This is a genomic window from Mizugakiibacter sp., from assembly GCF_039680435.1.
Classification (GTDB): domain Bacteria; phylum Pseudomonadota; class Gammaproteobacteria; order Xanthomonadales; family Rhodanobacteraceae; genus Mizugakiibacter.
The window spans coordinates 1-12,839 of the sequence record NZ_JBDKSX010000029.1 but is presented as its reverse complement, the minus strand read 5'-3'; the positions used below and the strand labels follow the sequence as shown (position 1 = coordinate 12,839).

Sequence of the window (12,839 nt, the reverse complement as noted above, 5' to 3'; positions counted from 1 at the left end):
TTGCGGCCACGTTAGCAGTTGCGCATGGCATGGCAAACCGGATCAGGGCGGCGCCGGGCTTTGGGCGGGTGTGGCATACGGTCGCAGGCCGCGCCAGGCCACCCATGCAGCCAGCGCCGCGGCGGCGGCGGCCAGCATGAAGGCCTGCGCGCCGCCGAGCGCGTGCCAGGCCAGGCCCGAGCCCAGCGCGCCCAGCGTGCCGCCGACGCCGCTGACGGCGTAGAACACGCCCTGGCCGTGGCCGTTCATGCGTCCCGGGAAGAAGCGCGCCAGCAGTTGGATCGCCGCGGCGAAGCACGCGGCGAAGTTCAGCGCGTGGCTGAGCTGCGCCAGCAGCATCACCGGCATCAGTTGCGGAAACCACGCGGTCAGCAGCCAGCGCGCCACCGCGGAGAGCAGCGAAACCCTCAGCACGGTCACCGCGTGCCAGCGTGCGAACATGCGCGCTGCGAGGAAGAACAGCACGATCTCCGCCGCGACGCCGCAGGCCCACAGCGCGCCGGTGGCGCGACCGCTGTAGCCCTGCGCTTCGAGGTAGATCGAGTAGAAGGTGTAGTAGGGGCCGAACGAGATCGCCAGCAGCAGCATGCTGGCGAAGAAGGCCAGCACCTCGGGGCGGCGCAGCCGCGCGGCGAAGCCGGGCGCGTCGCCCGCGTCGTCCGCTTCGCGCGCGTGATGCGCAGGGCCGTAGTCGTTGACGGCCGACGCGGCCAGCAAGCCGGCGAACAGCGGCAGCATCAGCCAGGGCAGGGCGGTCGCCGCCAGATGGTCGAGCGCCGCGCCGTACAGCGCGACCACGGCGACGAAGCCGATCGAGCCCCATACGCGGATGCGCCCGTAGCGCTCGCTGCGCGCGCCGAGGTGCGACAGCGTGATCGCCTCGAACTGCGGCATCACCGCGTTGTAGAAGAAGCAGAACGCGGCCATCGCCACCGCGGTGACGGCGAAGCCGCGCGGCGCCAGCAGCGGCAGGAAGCACAGCAGCGTGGCGGCGCAGCCGACGCGCAGCCAGCGCACCGGGCGCGCGCTGCGCGCGGCCAGCCAGCTCCAGGCCGACGGCGAAACCACGCGCGTCGCGTACCACAGGCTGGTCAGCGCGCCGATCGCCGCCGCGTCGAAGCCGCGCGCGTCGAGGTACACGCTCCAGTATGGCAGGAACGCGCCCAACGCTGCGTAGTAGGCGAAGTAGAACCCCGCCAGACGCGGCGCGGGCAGCGCGGCGGGCGGCGTCATGCCGCGCTCAGAACTCGAGGTCCAGCGCGGCGCACAGGTAGTCGATCATCGGCGCGATGCGCCTGAAGGTGTCGACCGCGTGCGGCAGCAGCTCGGCCGAGCAGGCCAGCTTGTCGGGAAAACCAGCCCCGGCGGCGAAGCTCTTCAGCTTCAGGTCCTCGATCAGCTCGTGGGCGGGATCGTAGCCGCGCGGCGGGCGCGTCAGGCGCTCGCCCCACATCTCGAAGCGCTCGCGGAACGCCTTGGCGTGCACCGCGCGCTTCCAGGTGGCGGGATTATCGGCGAGGAAGTCGCGGATGCGCTTCAGCGTCGGCGCTTCCGGGTGCCAGACGCCGCCGCCGGCGAAGCAGTCGCCGGGCTGGATGTGCAGGTAGAACGACGGCGCCGGCATCTCGCGGCGGCGCTCGTGGAAAAAGCGCGCGCCGGCCCAGGTCTTGTACGGCTGCTTGTCGCCGGAGAAGCGCGTGTCGCGCTGGATGCGGAACAGCGAACCGCCGACCTTGCGCGGATCGGCGCGGTAGTGCGGGCTGATCTTCGCCAGCGGCGCCTGCAGGTCGGCGATCAGGCGGAGATAAGGCTCGCGCACCTGCGCCTCGTAGCGCGCCTGCTGCGCCTTGAACCAGGTGCGGTTGTTGTGGGCGGCGAGGTCGCGCAGGAAGCGGAGGGTGGCGGGGGTGAAATAGGTTTCGGCCATGAGGTTTCCGATCGGTCCGAGGTCGCGTCGTTACGGCGCGACGGATTGCCGGCGCGACATTATCGGGCTTCGCTCCGTTTTACCGGTAGCGACCGGGGAGCCTGCGGCGGCCGGCCGCGTCTCACAGGATCTCGCGGCCCCACTGCTCGAGGCGATCCAGCAGGGCGTGTTCCGCGGGAGCGCGCGCGGGTTCCGCGCGCAGGCGCGCGATCTCGGCGAAGTAGGCCTCGAGGTTGAGCGTGGTCAGCGGCGTCTCGCCGGTCAGGCGCTCGCGGCGGAACGCTTCCCAGCGTTCGGCCTCGCCGGCGTCCAGCGTGTCGGGCCAGTTGCGCGCACGGTAGCGGAAAAGGAGCTCGGCGTAGCGCGGGTCGCGGAAGCCGAACGCGCGCGTGCCGAGCTCGGCCGGCGGCGTGGCGCGCACCGTGGCGCAGACGCGGCGGTCGGCGTCGCCGGCGAAGCCGCGGTACAGCGCCAGCTCGGGGTCGACGGCGCCGCGTTCCTCCGGCTGGGCGAACACGCGGCGCACGCGCTCGGCGACGCCGTCCGCCGCGCGCAGGCGCGCGCCGTGCGCGAGGCAGCGTTCGAGGTCGAGGCCGAGGCGCGCGGTGTCCACGCCCTTCAGCGCCGACAGCGGCGCCAGCGCGGGCGAGCGGTTGGCGTGCACCAGCTTCAGCGGAACGCGAACGACGTCCTCGGGCAGGTCGGCGCGCGGCGTGAACAGGCGGTCGGCGATTTCCTCGGGGTCGAGGTGCAGCCAAGTGCCGGGGTCGGCGTCGAGATCGACCACGATCACGGCGTTCGGCTGGCTCGGATGCATCGCCAGCGGCGCGACCACGGCGAGGCAGCCGCGGCTGGCCGGATAGCGCGCGGATACGTGCAGCAGCGGCGTCATGCCGGCGACGTCGAGCAGCTCGAAGGCGCGCTGCTTGCGGCGCAGCGCGAAGCTCCAGTCCCACAGCCGCGGCTGGCGCACGCGGATCAGGCGCGCCAGCGCGACCAGCGCCTCCACGTCGGACGCCGCATCGTGCGCACGGCGCTGTTCGAGGCGGTTCGCGCGCGCGAGCTCCTCCAGTTGGAAGCTGGGCGCGCCGTCGTTGCGGCGCGGCCATTCGACGCCTTCCGGGCGCAGCGCGTAGCACATGCGCACCAGGTCGATCAGGTCCCAGCGCGAGTTGCCGTCCTTCCACTCGCGCTCGTACGGATCGAAGAAGTTGCGGTAGAGCAGGTGGCGGGTGAACTCGTCATCGAAGCGCAGCGAGTTGTAGCCGACGCCGCAGGTGCCGGGCTCGCCCAGCGCCTCCTGCACGCGCGCGGCGAACTCGGCCTCGATCACGCCGTCGCGCTCGAGGTCCTGCGGCACCAGCCCGGTGACCAGGGCGGCCAGCGGATTCGGCAGCGCGTCGCGCGGCGGCCTGCAGAAGAACGAGACGGGTTCGCCGACCGGTTCCAGTTCGAGCGTGGTGCGCATGCCGGCGAACTGCTGCGGCCGGTCGCGGCGCGCGTCGATGCCGGATGTTTCGTAGTCGTGCCAGAAGAACGTCTGTGCGCCCATCCCGTATTCCCTGCGCCGTGATTTCCGCGCCTGCGGCGATCCAATGTAATCTTTGCGGGCCGGCACGCAAAGCGCGGAGCTTCCGCGCCCCGCACGCCGCCGAAGAAGCACGGACCCGGCGCAAGGGAGCACGCATGTCACCGTCGAATGACGACAACCTGATCTGGATCGACCTGGAGATGACCGGGCTCGACACCGACCGCGATTCCATCCTCGAGATCGCCACCGTCGTCACCGACCGCGACCTGCACGTGCTGGCCGAAGGCCCGGTGTTCGCGGTGCGCCACGACTCCGCGCGCCTCGAAGCGATGGACGACTGGAACCGCAACCAGCACGGCAAGTCCGGCCTGTGGCGGCGCGTGCTCGAGTCCGGCACGGACCACGCCGAGGCCGAGGCGCGCACGTTGGAATTCCTCGCCGCCTGGGTCGGGCCCGGCAAGTCGCCGATGTGCGGCAACTCGATCTGCCAGGACCGCCGCTTCCTGTACCGGCAGATGCCGCGGCTGGAGAAGTTCTTCCACTACCGCAACCTCGACGTCTCCACGATCAAGGAGCTGGCGCGCCGCTGGGCGCCCGAGCTGATGAAGGGGTTCGCCAAGGACTCCACCCACACCGCGCTCGCCGACATCCACGATTCCATCGCCGAGCTGCGCTACTACCGCGGCTACATGGGCGCGCTTTCGGGGCTGGTGGCGCCGAAGTAGGGCCAACTCCGCCCACGCTGGCAAATGCGGCATGCAGGGCGGGCTTCAGTCCACCATCGATGCGGCGACTCATGCGTTCGGTGGGCTGCAGCCCGCCCCACCGCCCACCCTGCGGCTCACGCCATGCGCTACAGCCGCACGAACCACGGCACGGCGACCAGCACGAGCCCGTCCGCGACCAGCCAGCCGGTGCCGGACACGAAATACGGAAACGCCATCAGCGCCAGTCCGCACGCCAGCGGCACGACCGCGCGCTGCCGCTTGCCGTACACGAAGTAGCCCAGCCCGATCGAGCCGAACAGCAGTCCCCAGAGGATGGAGGCTTGACCGGGCATTTGCGCTTCCGTCGCGGCGTGGATGGGGCCCGGGCGCCGGGCACGTTGCCCGGCATCGCCCGTCCGACGCCGTAGCGTATCAAGCGACGTTGCCGCATGAAAAAGGCGGGCCGGGCCCGCCTTTTTCGATGCTGCGCTGCCGCGGCGCTCAGTTGGCTTTCTTCTTCGCCAGCATCAGCCAGGTATCGACCACGGTGTCGGGGTTGAGCGAGACGGACTCGATGCCCTGGTCCATCAGCCACTCGGCGAGGTCGGGGTGGTCGCTCGGGCCCTGGCCGCAGATGCCGATGTACTTGCCCTTGGCGCGCGCGGTGCTGATGGCCATCGCCAGCAGCTTCTTCACCGCGAGGTTCCGCTCGTCGAACAGGTGGGCGACGATGCCGGAGTCGCGGTCGAGGCCCAGCGTCAGCTGGGTGAGGTCGTTGGAGCCGATCGAGAAGCCGTCGAAGACGTCGAGGAACTCGTCGGCCAGCAGCGCGTTCGACGGCACCTCGCACATCATGATGACCTTCAGCCCGTCCTTGCCCTGCTCGAGGCCGTGGCGCTTCAGCACCTCGATCACCTTGCGGCCTTCCTCCAGCGTGCGCACGAACGGGATCATCACCCAGGCGTTGGTCAGGCCCATCTCCTCGCGCACCTTCTTCATGGCGCGGCATTCGAGGGCGAAGCTGGGTTCGAAGCTCGGATCGACGTAGCGGCTGGCGCCGCGGAAGCCGAGCATCGGGTTCTCCTCGTGCGGCTCGTACTGGCGGCCGCCGATCAGGTTGGCGTACTCGTTCGACTTGAAGTCGGACAGGCGCACGATCACCGGATGCGGCGCGAACGCCGCTGTGATCGTGGCGATGCCTTCGGCGAGGCGGTCGACGTAGAAGCTGACCGGATCGCTGTAGCCGGCGATGCGCTCGTCGATGCGGTGTTTGGTGTCGGCGTCCTGCTTGGCGTAGTCGAGCAGCGCCTGCGGGTGCACGCCGATGTGGCTGGCGATGATCATCTCCAGGCGCGCCAGGCCGACGCCGGCGTTCGGCAGCATGGCGAAGTCGAACGCGCGCTCCGGGTTGGCCACGTTCATCATGATCTTCAGCGGCGCCGGCGGCATCGCGCCGAGGTCGGCGGTGACCTTGTCGAACGCGAGCTTGCCCTTGTAGATGTAGCCGGTGTCACCCTCGGCGCAGGACACGGTCACGTCGGCGCCGTCGGGAATCGTGTCCAGCGCGTGGCCGGTGCCGACCACCGCCGGCACGCCCAGCTCGCGCGCGATGATCGCCGCGTGGCAGGTGCGGCCGCCGCGGTTGGTGACGATCGCCGCGGCGCGCTTCATCACCGGCTCCCAGTCGGGGTCGGTCATGTCGGCGACCAGCACGTCGCCCGGCTGCACTTTGTGCATGTCGGCCAGCGAGCGCACCACGCGCGCGACGCCGGCGCCGATCTTCTGGCCGATCGCGCGGCCGTGCGCCAGCGCCTCGCCGCGCTGCTTGAGCTGGTAGCGCTCGATCTGGGTGGCGCGGGCGCGCGACTTCACCGTCTCCGGGCGCGCCTGCACGATGTAGACCTTGCCGGTGTGGCCGTCCTTCGCCCACTCGATGTCCATCGGCCGGCCGTAGTGCTGCTCGATGATCAACGACTGGCGGGCCAGTTCGTGCACGTCGGCGTCGCTGATGCAGAAGCGATGGCGGTCGGCGGCCGGCGTCTCCTCGACGGTGACGCGCTCGCCGGCCTTCTTCGAGTACACCATCTGCATCTGCTTGGCGCCGATCTGGCGGCGCAGGATCGCCGGCTTGCCGGCCTTGAGCGTCGGCTTGTAGACGTAGAACTCGTCGGGATTGACCGCGCCCTGCACGACCATCTCGCCGAGGCCGTAGCTGGCGGTGACGAACACCACGTCGCGGAAGCCGGATTCGGTGTCGAGGGTGAACAGCACGCCGGAGGCGCCGATGTCGGAGCGCACCATCAGCTGCACGCCGGCGGACAGGAACACTTCCTCGTGCTTGAAGCCGTGGTGCACGCGGTAGGCGATCGCGCGGTCGTTGTACAGCGAGGCGAAGACCTCCTTCACCTTGTGCACCACGTCGTCCTCGCCCTGCACGTTGAGGAAGGTTTCCTGCTGGCCGGCGAAGGAGGCGTCGGGCAGGTCCTCGGCGGTGGCGGAGGAGCGCACGGCGACGGCGATGTCGTCGGCGCCGGCGACGTGGCACAGCTTGCGGTAGGCGGCGCGCACGGCCTCGTCGAACGCGGGGATCAGCGGCGTTTCGACGACCCAGCCGCGGATTTCCTCGCCGGCGCGGGTGAGCGCGGCGACGTCCTCGACGTCGAGCGTGGCCAGGCGCCGCTGGATGCGTTCGGCCAGCCCGCTCTGCGCGATGAACTGCCGGTAGGCTTCGGCGGTGGTGGCGAAGCCGCCCGGCACGGAGACCCCGAGCTTGGCCAGGTTGCCGATCATCTCGCCCAGCGAAGCGTTCTTGCCGCCCACCTTGCCGAGGTCGGACATGCGCAGGCCATCCAGCCAAAGCACCAGATCGCTCAAGGGAGATCTCCTCAGTACGTGGGGTGGGCGGGGAAAAGGCCCGCAAAGGGGCTAAATTGTCCCTTCCCCGGCGCCGCGAAACAAGCGCGACGGGGCCGTCGAGCCGCTAAACTGGCCTCCCCCGCGAGGAGTCTGTTCATGCGCAGGACGGTTTTCTACGTCTCCGATTCGACCGGCATCACCGCCGAGACGATCGGCCACTCGATCCTGGCCCAGTTCGAGGGGCTGCGCTTCGACACCCACCGCATCCCGTTCGTGGACTCCCCGGAGAAGGCGCAGGCCGCCGCGCTGCGCATCAAGACCGCGCTGGCGCAGAACGGCGGGGAGCGGCCGATCGTGATCAACACGGTGATGGACAGCGTCCTGAACGAGATCCTGTCGACCAGCGGCGCGCTGATGCTGGAAGTGTTCGCGCCGTTCATCGGCCCGCTCGAGGACGAACTGGGGCGCAAGCGCTCCGGCGCGGTCAACCGCGCGCACGGCTTGGTCGACTTCGCCAAGTACGAGACGCGCATCAACGCCACCAACTACGCGCTGGCCCACGACGATGGCGTCAACGTGAACTACGCCGACGCCGACGTGGTGCTGGTCGGCGTGTCGCGCTCGGGCAAGACGCCGACCTGCCTGTACATGGCGCTGCACTTCGGCGTGAAGGCGGCCAACTATCCGCTGACCGAGGAAGACCTGCAGCAGCAGGAGCTGCCGGTGCTGCTGCGGCCGTTCCGCGAGCGCCTGTTCGGCCTCACCATCGACGCGCAGCGGCTGATGCAGATCCGCAACGAGCGCCGCCCGGGCAGCCGCTACGCGACGCTCGAACAGTGCAGTTGGGAGCTGGCGCAGGCCGACAAGCTGATGCGCCGCGAGAACATCCAGGCGCTGAACACCACGCACACCTCGATCGAGGAAATCGGCAGCAAGATCCTCTCCCAGCTCGGCATCGAGAAGCACATGTTCTGAGGGTGCGGCGCGCGCGGGGCCGTCATCCGGCGATGCTAAGATCGAAGCCGATGAGCGCCGTGATCGCCACGCCCGTACCGCCGCTGCTGCCGGGACGCTTCGGCTTCCTGATGGGGCTGTACGCCGAGAACTACCACCGGCTGGTGCGGCTGTTCGCGCCGCAGCGGCTGGCGGCCGGCGACTACGTCTCCGACGTCGACGACGGCCTGCCGGTGCACCTGCGCGTGATCGAGCGCCATCCGTACACGCTGGAGCTGAGCCTCAGCTACGGGTTCATCGACGACGAGACCGGCCACCCGTCGCCGTCGGCGCAGTTGCGCATGTACCTGGACGCGCACGTCGCCGAGGCCATGCACTGCCACCCGGGCCGCGAGCTGTGGCAGGTGCTGGGCCCGTTCCCGGCCGCGCACACCGTGTTGCAGCACCGCATGCGCATGAACAGCTTCCTCAGCCGCTGGCTGGAGTACCTGGCCGAGCAGGGGCATTCGACCGGGACGCTGCAACGCGGCGCGGGGTAGCGGCGCCGGAAACCGGTGCCTGGCGCCATGCCTGCGCGGGCGCGGACGATGGCGCGCAGGCATCGCGGGCGCCGAAGCCTTCCGCACAAACGGAAACGCCCGCGCGAGGCGGGCGTCTGCGATGCAAGTGGCGGAGCGGACGGGACTCGAACCCGCGACCTCCGGCGTGACAGGCCAGCATTCTAACCAGCTGAACTACCGCTCCGCGTTTGCTTGCTGCTCAGCGCCTTCGCCGCCGCCGATGTCGCCGCGAAGGCTCGATCGAACTGGCGTCCCCACGGGGATTCGAACCCCGGTCGCCACCGTGAAAGGGTGGTGTCCTAGGCCTCTAGACGATGGGGACGAAGCGAAGTGGTGGAGCCAGCCGGGATCGAACCGGCGACCTCTACAATGCCATTGTAGCGCTCTCCCAGCTGAGCTATGGCCCCACTGCTGAGACGCGGAAGAATACGGGGCGACGCGTGGGCCGTCAACACCCCGAATGCAGGAATCCGGACGGCTCGGACGGCCGCGCCGCCGCGGGTCCGGCGATCGCCGGATCGGCGCCGTTCGCCGGCGCGGCCGCGCGCATCGGCATGCCCGCGAGCGACGATGCATCGCGCGTCGCGGCCGCCGTCGCGAGCCGATGCGCGACCCCGCGCCAACCTTCGCATTCACGGGTGGCGCGTGCGGATGCGAGGCGACGTTCCGACGCCGCGTGCGTTCACCCGAGCGCTTCGCGCGTCGCGCGCAGCAGCGTGCGGAAGTGCGCCAGCGCGATCGTCGCGTCGCCGCCGGCGTGCAGCGTCGCGGACAGCAGCGCGGCCGCGTGCTCCAGCGCATCGGCGCCGCAGAAGCCGGCGGCGGCGCGCAGGCGGTGCAGGCGATCGTGCAGGGCGCCGTCGCGCAGCGCGTCGGTGTCGAACTCGTTGGCCAGCGCGTCGAGTTCGCCCGCGAACAGCCGGCGCAGCGCGCGCGCCGCCTCGGCGTCGCCGCTGGCGGCTGCGGCGCGGGCATCGTCGAGCAGCGGTCGTTCGGCGAGGACGGGCAGCAGCGCGCGCAATGCCTCGCGCAGGGTCGCCACGCTCAGCGGCTTGTCCAGCGCGGCGGCGAAACCGGCTGCCAGCAGGCTGCGCCGCCGATCGGCGTCCAGCCCCGCGCTGGTCGCCAGTGCGGGTGCGTCGCGCGAGGCCGCGTGCGCATCCGCGCGCAGCGCGGCGAGCAACGCCGCACCGCCCCGCCCCGGCAGCCCGAGGTCGAGCAGCAGCAGGTCGTAGCGCGCCGCGCGGGCCGCGGCCAGCGCGGCGTCGCCGTCGGCGTGCGCATCCACCGCGCAGCCCAGGCCGCGCAGGGCGTCGGCGAGAAAGCGCCGGCTGACCGGATCGTCCTCGGCAAGCAGCAGGTGGATTGGCGTTGCGTCGTGCATGGCCGTTTCCCTGGCATTCGGTCGCACTCTGGCAGAATGACGCCGCATGAAGCAGGGATCAAGCGCATCCGCGACGCTGCGCCTGCTGCTGGCGCTGCTCGCGCTGGCATGGCTGCCCGACGCGCGCGCGGCGCTGGTCGTCGGCGCCGACGCGTTGCGCCTGCCCGGCGTCGAGCTCACCGGCGTGCGCGCCGCGCTGGTCGCCGACCCGCAGGGTGCGCCGCGGCTGCGCCTGTACGCGGCGCGCGCGGCGGTGCCGGCGCTGGGCTGGAAGAACGTCGGCCTGCGCCTGGACACGGCGGTGCGCCGCCTCGACGCCAAGCGCTGGCAGCTCGACGGCACGCTCGCGCTGACCGGCGCGCCCGGCCAGGCGTTGCGCGACGGCCGCGTCGTGCTGCTGGTCGATCCCGACAACGACACCCTGACGCTCACCGTCGCGCAGGCCACGGCGAGCGTGCGGGCTGCGCTGCCGCTGCAGCAGCCCAGCCACGCGCAATTGACCCTGACCCGGCTGCCGCTGGCCTGGCTGCAGGGCGTGCTGGCCGCGGCGTGGCCGGAAGGACGGCTGGGCGGCGGCCGCGCCGACGGCAATCTCGCGCTGGACGTGCTCGACGACGGCATCCGCGCCACCGGCGACCTCGCGCTCAGCGCGGCCGGCTTCGATTCGCGCAGCGGCATGCTGGCGGGCCAGGCACTCGGCCTCGCCGCGCGCGTCGGTTTCGACAGCACCGGCGGGCGCACGCGCATCGACGTCGACGGCCGCCTGCGCGGTGGCGAGCTGCTGTTCGGCCCGCTGTACGCCAAGCTGCCGGCGCGGCCGGCGCGGCTCGACGTGCAGGCGCGGGTGCGCGGCGGCCGCATCGAGATTCCGCAGTTGCGCTACGACGACGGCGATGCGCTCGCGCTCGCCGGCAGCCTCGCCCTCGATGCCGACGGCAACCTGACCGCCCTCGATCTCGGCCGCTTCGACGCGCATCTGCCGGCGGCCTATGCGCGCTACGGCCAGGGTTGGCTGGCCGCGCTGGGCTACCCGGACCTGCGCACCGCCGGCCGCCTCGGCGGCAGCGTGGCCTTGCGCGACGGCCAGCCGACCCGGCTGCGGCTGCAGGCGAACGCGGTCGATGCGGCCGATGCCGAGGGCCGCCTCGCGCTGAGCGGCCTCGACGGCAGCATCGACTGGGATGCCGCCGTCGCGCGTCCGCCGACCACGCTCGGCTGGCGCGGCATCCACCTGTACCGCGTGCCGCTCGGCGCGGGACGCATGCGCGTGCAGGGCCGCGACGGCCAGTTGCAGACCTTGGCACCGGTGGACGTGCCGCTGCTGCGGGGCACGCTGAACCTGCAGTCGCTGGCGCTGCGCCCGGCGGCGTCCGCGCCGGGCCGGCTGGCGCTGTCGCTGGCGGTGACCGGCGTCGACATGCCGGCGCTGTGCCGCGCGCTGGGCTGGCCGCCGTTCCAGGGCAAGCTCGGCGGTGCGATTCCCTCGCTGCGCTACGTCGACGACCGCGTCGAGCTGGCCGGCGGCCTGTCGCTGAACGTGTTCGACGGCTTCGTCGACGTGACCGACCTCAGCGTGCAGCACCCGTTCGGCGACGCGCCGGTACTGGACGCCGACATCGCGCTGCGCGGCCTCGACCTGGAGAAGCTCACCGGCGTGTTCGATGTCGGCAAGATCACCGGCCGCATGGACGGCCGCATCGGCGGCCTGAAGCTGCTCGACTGGTCGCCGGTGGCGTTCGCCGCCGAGCTGCACGCGGAACAGGGCGGGCGCATCAGCCAGCGCGCGGTGAAGAGCCTCACCGACATCGGCGGCGGCGGCTTCGTCGCTGGCCTGCAGGCGCGGGTGCTGAAGATGTTCGACAGCTTCGGCTACCGGCGCATCGGCCTGAGTTGCACGCTCAGCGGCAACGTCTGCCGCATGGGCGGAGTGGATTCAGGCAATGACGGCTACACTATCGTCGAAGGTCGCGGGCTGCCGTACATCAAGGTGGTCGGCCACCAGCAGCAGGTGGACTGGTCGGTACTGGTGGCGCGCGTCAAGGCGGCGGCCTCGGGCAGCGCGCCGGTGGTGCAGTGAACCGCGCGAAGGCCGGGGTGGGGAATGGGAGCAGGTCTCCCGCATGTCCGCAGCGTAGATTCCGGTATCGGTCCACAGATCCCAAGGGAGCACACGTCATGCGCAAGACCGTCGTCACGCTCGCCGCCGCGCTGGCCCTGCTGGCCGGCTGCGTCACCATCAACGTGTACTTTCCTGCCGCCGCCGCCGAGAAGGCCGCGCAGCAGTTCGTCGACAAGGTGATCGGCCCGGAGGCGCAGCAAAGCAAACCGGCCGAACCTTCCAAGCCGGCCAAACCCGAAGACGACAAGAGCGGCGGCGGCGCGCTCGGCGCGCTGCTCGACCTGGTGGTGCCGGCCGCGCAGGCGGCCGAGCCCGACATCAACCTGAAGACGCCGGAGATCGAGGCGATCCGCGCGCGCATGGCGGCGCGCTTCCAGGGCCCGCTGCAGGGCCTGCTCGACAGCGGCGCGGTGGGTTACGCCAACAACGGCATGGTCGCGGTGCGCGACGCCACTGCCGCACCGCTGGCGCAGCGCGGCCAGCTCAACCCCGCGGTCGCCGCCGAGAACGCCGACCGCGCCGCGCTGTACCGCGCGATCGCCGTCGCCAACGGGCATCCGGAATGGGAGACGCAGATCCGGCAGACCTTCGCCAGGACCTGGATCGAGCGCGCCCACGCCGGCTGGTATTATCAGGACAGCTCCGGCGCCTGGAAGCGCAAGTAAGCGCGCCGTGCTTCCGCGCACGCCATCCACGCCCGGGCCCCGCGGCCCGGGCTTTTCGTTTCTCCGCATGACCGATCTCGACGTCGATATCACCGACCTCACCCACGACGGCCGCGGCGTGGCCCGCGTCGACGGC

The 12,839-nt window shown here is 71.3% G+C and carries 11 protein-coding genes and 3 tRNA genes; 5 read left to right on the top strand and 9 right to left on the bottom strand.

Going from position 1 to position 12,839, the window contains the following annotated elements; translation table 11 throughout:
* Positions 1-42 precede the first annotated feature (42 nt).
* The 3 genes from ABFC67_RS03260 to sbcB form a co-directional block, all read right to left on the bottom strand.
* Positions 43-1,233: an MFS transporter gene (locus ABFC67_RS03260; RefSeq protein ID WP_346736609.1), complete on the bottom strand. Its 1,191-nt coding sequence runs from the start codon at positions 1,231-1,233 to the stop codon at positions 43-45.
* 7 nt (positions 1,234-1,240) lie between these two features.
* Positions 1,241-1,927: a DUF2461 domain-containing protein gene (locus ABFC67_RS03255; RefSeq protein ID WP_346736608.1), complete on the bottom strand. Its 687-nt coding sequence runs from the start codon at positions 1,925-1,927 to the stop codon at positions 1,241-1,243.
* Positions 1,928-2,048: 121 nt separating this feature from the next.
* The gene (gene sbcB / locus ABFC67_RS03250) at positions 2,049-3,479 is read right to left on the bottom strand and encodes an exodeoxyribonuclease I (RefSeq protein WP_346736607.1); all 1,431 of its coding nucleotides are present in this window, start codon (positions 3,477-3,479) and stop codon (positions 2,049-2,051) included.
* Between the two features lie 134 nt (positions 3,480-3,613).
* On the opposite strand from sbcB, the gene orn reads away from it, so the two are divergent.
* On the top strand, positions 3,614-4,183 hold the full coding sequence (gene orn / locus ABFC67_RS03245) for an oligoribonuclease (RefSeq protein ID WP_346736606.1): 570 nt from the start codon (positions 3,614-3,616) through the stop codon (positions 4,181-4,183).
* A 128-nt stretch (positions 4,184-4,311) separates the two neighbouring features.
* Here orn and ABFC67_RS03240 read toward each other — a convergent pair whose 3' ends face one another.
* Both ABFC67_RS03240 and ppsA read right to left on the bottom strand, forming a co-directional pair.
* Positions 4,312-4,518 (bottom strand): hypothetical protein, encoded by a 207-nt coding sequence (locus tag ABFC67_RS03240; protein ID WP_346736605.1) that lies wholly within the window; start codon positions 4,516-4,518, stop codon positions 4,312-4,314.
* 148 nt (positions 4,519-4,666) lie between these two features.
* Positions 4,667-7,039, bottom strand: a complete 2,373-nt coding sequence (gene ppsA / locus ABFC67_RS03235; protein ID WP_346736604.1) for a phosphoenolpyruvate synthase — start codon at positions 7,037-7,039, stop codon at positions 4,667-4,669.
* 138 nt (positions 7,040-7,177) lie between these two features.
* Between ppsA and ABFC67_RS03230 the strand changes: the two genes are divergently transcribed.
* Together ABFC67_RS03230 and ABFC67_RS03225 are read left to right on the top strand one after the other, a co-directional pair.
* Positions 7,178-7,996: a pyruvate, water dikinase regulatory protein gene (locus ABFC67_RS03230; protein WP_346736603.1), complete on the top strand. Its 819-nt coding sequence runs from the start codon at positions 7,178-7,180 to the stop codon at positions 7,994-7,996.
* A 50-nt stretch (positions 7,997-8,046) separates the two neighbouring features.
* Complete coding sequence (locus ABFC67_RS03225; RefSeq protein ID WP_346736602.1) at positions 8,047-8,514, top strand: DUF1249 domain-containing protein; 468 nt, start codon at positions 8,047-8,049, stop codon at positions 8,512-8,514.
* A gap of 128 nt (positions 8,515-8,642) precedes the next feature.
* Here ABFC67_RS03225 and ABFC67_RS03220 read toward each other — a convergent pair.
* From ABFC67_RS03220 to ABFC67_RS03205, 4 genes are all read right to left on the bottom strand, one after another.
* Positions 8,643-8,719, bottom strand: a tRNA-Asp gene (locus ABFC67_RS03220).
* A gap of 62 nt (positions 8,720-8,781) precedes the next feature.
* A tRNA-Glu gene (locus tag ABFC67_RS03215) sits at positions 8,782-8,857 on the bottom strand.
* A gap of 9 nt (positions 8,858-8,866) precedes the next feature.
* Positions 8,867-8,942, bottom strand: a tRNA-Ala gene (locus ABFC67_RS03210).
* Between the two features lie 275 nt (positions 8,943-9,217).
* Positions 9,218-9,919, bottom strand: coding sequence for a response regulator (locus tag ABFC67_RS03205; RefSeq protein ID WP_346736601.1), 702 nt, complete (start codon positions 9,917-9,919; stop codon positions 9,218-9,220).
* 46 nt (positions 9,920-9,965) lie between these two features.
* On the opposite strand from ABFC67_RS03205, the gene ABFC67_RS03200 reads away from it, so the two are divergent.
* Both ABFC67_RS03200 and ABFC67_RS03195 read left to right on the top strand, forming a co-directional pair.
* Positions 9,966-11,996 (top strand): hypothetical protein, encoded by a 2,031-nt coding sequence (locus tag ABFC67_RS03200; protein WP_346736600.1) that lies wholly within the window; start codon positions 9,966-9,968, stop codon positions 11,994-11,996.
* Positions 11,997-12,094: 98 nt separating this feature from the next.
* The gene (locus tag ABFC67_RS03195; RefSeq protein WP_346736599.1) at positions 12,095-12,703 is read left to right on the top strand and encodes a YdbL family protein; all 609 of its coding nucleotides are present in this window, start codon (positions 12,095-12,097) and stop codon (positions 12,701-12,703) included.
* Positions 12,704-12,839 lie beyond the last annotated feature (136 nt).

Bases quoted from the DNA above. Each gene is read 5' to 3' on its own strand.
- ABFC67_RS03240 (WP_346736605.1), bottom strand. From the start codon at position 4,518: ATGCCCGGTCAAGCCTCCATCCTCTGGGGACTGCTGTTCGGCTCGATC.
- ABFC67_RS03195 (WP_346736599.1), top strand. From the start codon at position 12,095: ATGCGCAAGACCGTCGTCACGCTCGCCGCCGCGCTGGCCCTGCTGGCC.
- orn (WP_346736606.1), top strand. From the start codon at position 3,614: ATGTCACCGTCGAATGACGACAACCTGATCTGGATCGACCTGGAGATG.
- ABFC67_RS03225 (WP_346736602.1), top strand. From the start codon at position 8,047: ATGAGCGCCGTGATCGCCACGCCCGTACCGCCGCTGCTGCCGGGACGC.
- ABFC67_RS03230 (WP_346736603.1), top strand. From the start codon at position 7,178: ATGCGCAGGACGGTTTTCTACGTCTCCGATTCGACCGGCATCACCGCC.
- ABFC67_RS03260 (WP_346736609.1), bottom strand. From the start codon at position 1,233: ATGACGCCGCCCGCCGCGCTGCCCGCGCCGCGTCTGGCGGGGTTCTAC.
- ABFC67_RS03205 (WP_346736601.1), bottom strand. From the start codon at position 9,919: ATGCACGACGCAACGCCAATCCACCTGCTGCTTGCCGAGGACGATCCG.
- ABFC67_RS03255 (WP_346736608.1), bottom strand. From the start codon at position 1,927: ATGGCCGAAACCTATTTCACCCCCGCCACCCTCCGCTTCCTGCGCGAC.
- sbcB (WP_346736607.1), bottom strand. From the start codon at position 3,479: ATGGGCGCACAGACGTTCTTCTGGCACGACTACGAAACATCCGGCATC.
- ABFC67_RS03200 (WP_346736600.1), top strand. From the start codon at position 9,966: ATGAAGCAGGGATCAAGCGCATCCGCGACGCTGCGCCTGCTGCTGGCG.